The organism is Rhizobium sp. WYCCWR 11128, assembly GCF_013416305.1.
GTDB classification, from domain to species: Bacteria; Pseudomonadota; Alphaproteobacteria; order Rhizobiales; family Rhizobiaceae; genus Rhizobium; species Rhizobium indicum.
In genome coordinates this window covers 1-3972 of record NZ_JACCEZ010000025.1, presented here as the reverse complement: position 1 = coordinate 3972, position 3972 = coordinate 1, and the positions used below count along the sequence as shown (strand labels likewise).

General features: G+C 61.4%; 4 protein-coding genes. All 4 read right to left on the bottom strand.

Features of this window, described 5'->3' with window-relative positions; genetic code table 11:
• Positions 1 to 746 (bottom strand): ABC transporter ATP-binding protein (locus HX898_RS33010; protein ID WP_180196810.1); only part of this gene is annotated, 746 nt, incomplete at its 3' end.
• A gap of 3 nt (positions 747 to 749) precedes the next feature.
• Positions 750 to 1697, bottom strand: a complete 948-nt coding sequence (locus HX898_RS33005; RefSeq protein ID WP_180196809.1) for a carbohydrate ABC transporter permease — start codon at positions 1695 to 1697, stop codon at positions 750 to 752.
• Positions 1694 to 2644: a sugar ABC transporter permease gene (locus HX898_RS33000; protein WP_138391246.1), complete on the bottom strand. Its 951-nt coding sequence runs from the start codon at positions 2642 to 2644 to the stop codon at positions 1694 to 1696. The genes HX898_RS33005 and HX898_RS33000 overlap by 4 nt, the downstream gene beginning before the upstream one ends.
• 128 nt (positions 2645 to 2772) lie before the next feature.
• Positions 2773 to 3972 (bottom strand): ABC transporter substrate-binding protein (locus tag HX898_RS32995; RefSeq protein ID WP_180196808.1); only part of this gene is annotated, 1200 nt, incomplete at its 5' end.

Genomic DNA, 3972 nt, shown 5'->3' with positions numbered 1-3972 from the left:
CCGTTCTCGACGGTGGCGTTGAGCAGGTTCATCGCCGGCGATCCCATGAAGTCGGCGACGAAGATGTTGGAAGGGCTGTTATAGATCTCGGCCGGCGTGCCGAACTGCTGCAGCACGCCGTCCTTCAGCACGGCGATCTTGGTCGCCAGCGTCATCGCCTCGATCTGGTCGTGGGTGACATAGACGAAGGTGGTGCCCATGCGCTGATGCAGCCGCTTGATCTCGGTGCGCATGTCGACCCGCAGCTTGGCGTCGAGATTGGAGAGCGGCTCGTCGAACAGGAAGACCTGCGGATTGCGCACCAGCGCCCTTCCCATGGCGACACGCTGGCGCTGGCCGCCGGAGAGCTGGCTCGGCTTGCGGTCGAGCAGATGGCCGATCTGCAGCATGTCGGAGACTTGGGCGATCGCCCTGGCGCGCTCCTCCTTCGGCACGCCGCGAATCTCCATGCCGAAGGCGATGTTGCCGGCCACCGTCATGTTCGGATAGAGCGCATAGGACTGGAACACCATGGCGATGTCGCGCTTGGAGGGATGCAGCCCGCTGATGTCGCGCCCGTCGATCTTGATATCGCCTGAGGTGATCGTCTCCAGCCCGGCAATGGTGTTGAGCAGCGTGGACTTGCCGCAGCCGGACGGGCCGACCAGCACGAGAAAGCCGCCCTTTTCGAGTTCGAGGTCGATCCCCTTGAGAATGTCGACGGCGCCGAAGCGCTTTTTGAGACCGGAGATTTCGAGGAAGGCCATGGATTACCCTTTGACAGCGCCCGCCATCAGACCGCGCACGAAGTAGCGGCCGGCGAGGATATAGACGAGGAGCGTCGGCACGGCTGCGATCATCGCCGCCGCCATGTTGACATTGTATTCGACCACCCCGGTCGAGGTGTTGACGACATTGTTCAGCGCCACCGTCATCGGCATGGTGTCACCGGTGCCGGCGTAAGCCGAGGCAAACAGGAAGTCGTTCCAGATGTTGGTGAACTGGTAGATCACGGTGACGACGATGATCGGCAGCGAGTTCGGCAGCATGATGCGGCGGAAGATCTGGAAGAAGCTGGCGCCATCGACCTGGGCGGCCCTGACCAGCTCGGTCGGAAAGGCCTCGTAGAAATTGCGGAAGAACAGCGTCGTGAAGCCCAAGCCATAGACGACATGGACGAAGACCAGATTGACGGTCGGATTGCCGAAGCCGAAGTTGAAGCCCGTGGCGTTCTGCAGCGTCATGCCGAAGCGGCCGAGGGAGCCCAGGATCGTTGCCATCGGCAAAAGCACCGACTGGAACGGGATGAAGCAGGCAAACAGCATCAGCCCGAACACCAGCGTGTGGCCGGGAAAGCGCCATTTGGTCAGCACATAACCGTTCAGCGCCCCCATGATGGTGGAGATTGCCACTGCCGGCACCACCATCTTGATCGAGTTCCAGAAGTAGCCCTTGATGCCGGCGCAGGTGAGCCCGACGCAGGTCTCGCCCCAGGCCTTGATCCAGGGATCGAAGGTCGGCGATTGCGGCAGCGCCAGCATGTTGCCGTTCTGGATCTCGTCCATGGTCTTGAACGAGGTGGTCAGCATGACGAAGAGCGGCATCAGATAGAGGACGGCAAAGATCAGCAGCAGGCCGTAGATGACGGCGCGGCCGATCCAGCGGGTGTTATTGCTGTTCTGCGCCCTGTCGGCTGCCGGTGAGATGACCGCACTCATCGCGCCTTCTCCTTCAGTTCGGAATAGAGATAGGGCACGATGATCGCCGAGATCGTCATCAGCATGATGATGGCGCTGGCCGAGCCGACGGCCATCTCGTTGCGCTTGAAGGTGTATTCATACATGAAGTTCGACGGCAGCCAGGCCGAGCCGCCGGGGCCGCCCGAGGTCAGCGCCACCACGAGGTCGTAGGACTTGATCGCCATATGGGCGAGCACGATGAAGGCCGACAGAAAGATCGGCCGCAAGAGCGGAATGACGATGCGCCGATAGAGCTGGAATGGCGAGGCGCCATCGATCTGCGCTGCCTTCATGATCTCGCCGTCGATGCCGCGCAGACCCGCCAGGAACATCGCCATGACGAAGCCGGACGCCTGCCAGACGCCGGCGATGACGACGGTGTAGATGACGAAGTCCTTGTTCTTGATCCAGTCGAAGTGGAAGCTCGTCCAGCCAAAATGGTGCAGCGTCTGTTCCAGCCCGAGGCCGGGATCGAGGAACCATTTCCAGGCAACGCCTGTCACAATGAAGGAGAGCGCCATCGGATAGAGGAAGATCGGCCGCAACACGCTCTCGCCGCGGATCTTCTGGTCGAGCAGGATGGCCAGGAACAGACCGAGCACCAGGCAGATACCGATATAGAGGAAGCCGAAGATCGCCATGTTGGTGATCGAGGTGTACCAGGAAGACGGCGGATCGCTCTCGAAGGTCCAGCGCCACAGCCGCTGATAAGCGCGTGCTCCGGTCAGCGCATAGGAGGGAAAGGTCTTGGAATTGGTGAAGGAGAGATAGGCCGTCCAGACGATGAAGCCGTAGACGAAGATGATGGTGATGACGAAGCTCGGCGCCAAGACGATCTTCGGCAGCGCATCCTGCAGCCGGCCACGAATGGATGCTCTTGTCCCGCGCGTTGTGATCGCGGGTTCTGTTGTCGCAACGGTGCTCATGGAATGTCATCTCCTCCCCACAATCGGCCCTGCATGATCGTCCGGGCATGATTGTCCGCGCATGATCGGCGCGGAGCCTGAAGCTTCCCCGCGGAGCACGCGGGGAAGCATTGTCATCACACGTGATCTCAGCGGGCGTCGTCGATCGCCTGGACGAGCTGCTTGACGGCTTCGTCAGAGGTCTTGATCTGGCCGTGGACGAACTTCGAGACGACATCCTTGTAGGCATTGGCGATGGCCGGCGGTGCGCCATAGCCTTGCGCCAGCGAACCGAACAGCGTGCCGCCTTCGTTGGCTGCCTTCAGGTCGGCGATGCCCTTCTTGCCGCAGGCGTCGAAGTCGGTATCGGGAACGTCGGTACGAGCCGGCACCGAACCCTTGACGACGTTGAAGGCCGACTGGAAGCTCTTCGACAGCGTTGCGGTTGCCAGCGCCACCTGGGCGGCCTTGCGGTCATCAGGGACGTTGAACATGCCGAACATGTCGGAGTTGTAGACCACGCTGCCGTCGGTGCCGGGGAAGCGGTAGCACAGGAAGTCCGTATCCGGCGTCTTCTTGGCGGCGACGAATTCGCCCTTGGCCCAGTCGCCCATCACCTGCACCAGCGCGTCACCCTTGATGACCATGGCGGTCGCCAGGTTCCAGTCACGGCCCGAGAAGTTCGGGTCGACATATTTGATGATCGTCGCCAGATTGTCGAAGGACTTCTTCATCGTGTCGGACTTCAGCGATTCATCGTCGAGGTCGTTGAAGGCCTTCTTGTAGAACTCCGGACCGCCGGTCGACAGCACGATGGAATCGAACATCGTCGCTTCCTGCCAGTTCTGGCCGCCAAGGGCGAGCGGGATCACGCCTGCAGCCTTCGCCTTGTCGAGCAGCGCGATCAGCTCGTCGAAGGTCTTCGGCTGAGTGCCGCCGATCTTGTCCATCACAGCCTTGTTGATCCACAGCCAGTTGACCGAGTGGACGTTGACCGGGGCTGCAACCCACTTGCCGTCATAGACCGAGAACTTCTGCAGGGCTGCCGGAACCGACTTGTCCCAGCCTTCCTTCTTCGCCGTCTCCGTCAGATCGCCCATGACGCCGGCCTGGGCATAATCGAGCACGGTATAACCGAGCATCTGCGAGGCTGTCGGATAGGTGCCGGCCGCAACCATCGCCTTCAGCGCCGTCATCGCCGCATCGCCACCACCGCCGGCAACAGGAACGTCCTTCCAGGCAAAACCTTCCTTCGAAAGATCCTGCTTCAAGACGTTCAAAGCCGCAGCCTCGCCGCCAGACGTCCACCAGTGCAGCATCTGCACTTCCTTGACGTCAGCGGCGTGGGC

What these genes read in the sequence shown, in the direction of transcription:
- HX898_RS33005 (WP_180196809.1), bottom strand. Translation starts at nt 1,697, where the DNA reads ATGAGTGCGGTCATCTCACCGGCAGCCGACAGGGCGCAGAACAGCAAT.
- HX898_RS33000 (WP_138391246.1), bottom strand. Translation starts at nt 2,644, where the DNA reads ATGAGCACCGTTGCGACAACAGAACCCGCGATCACAACGCGCGGGACA.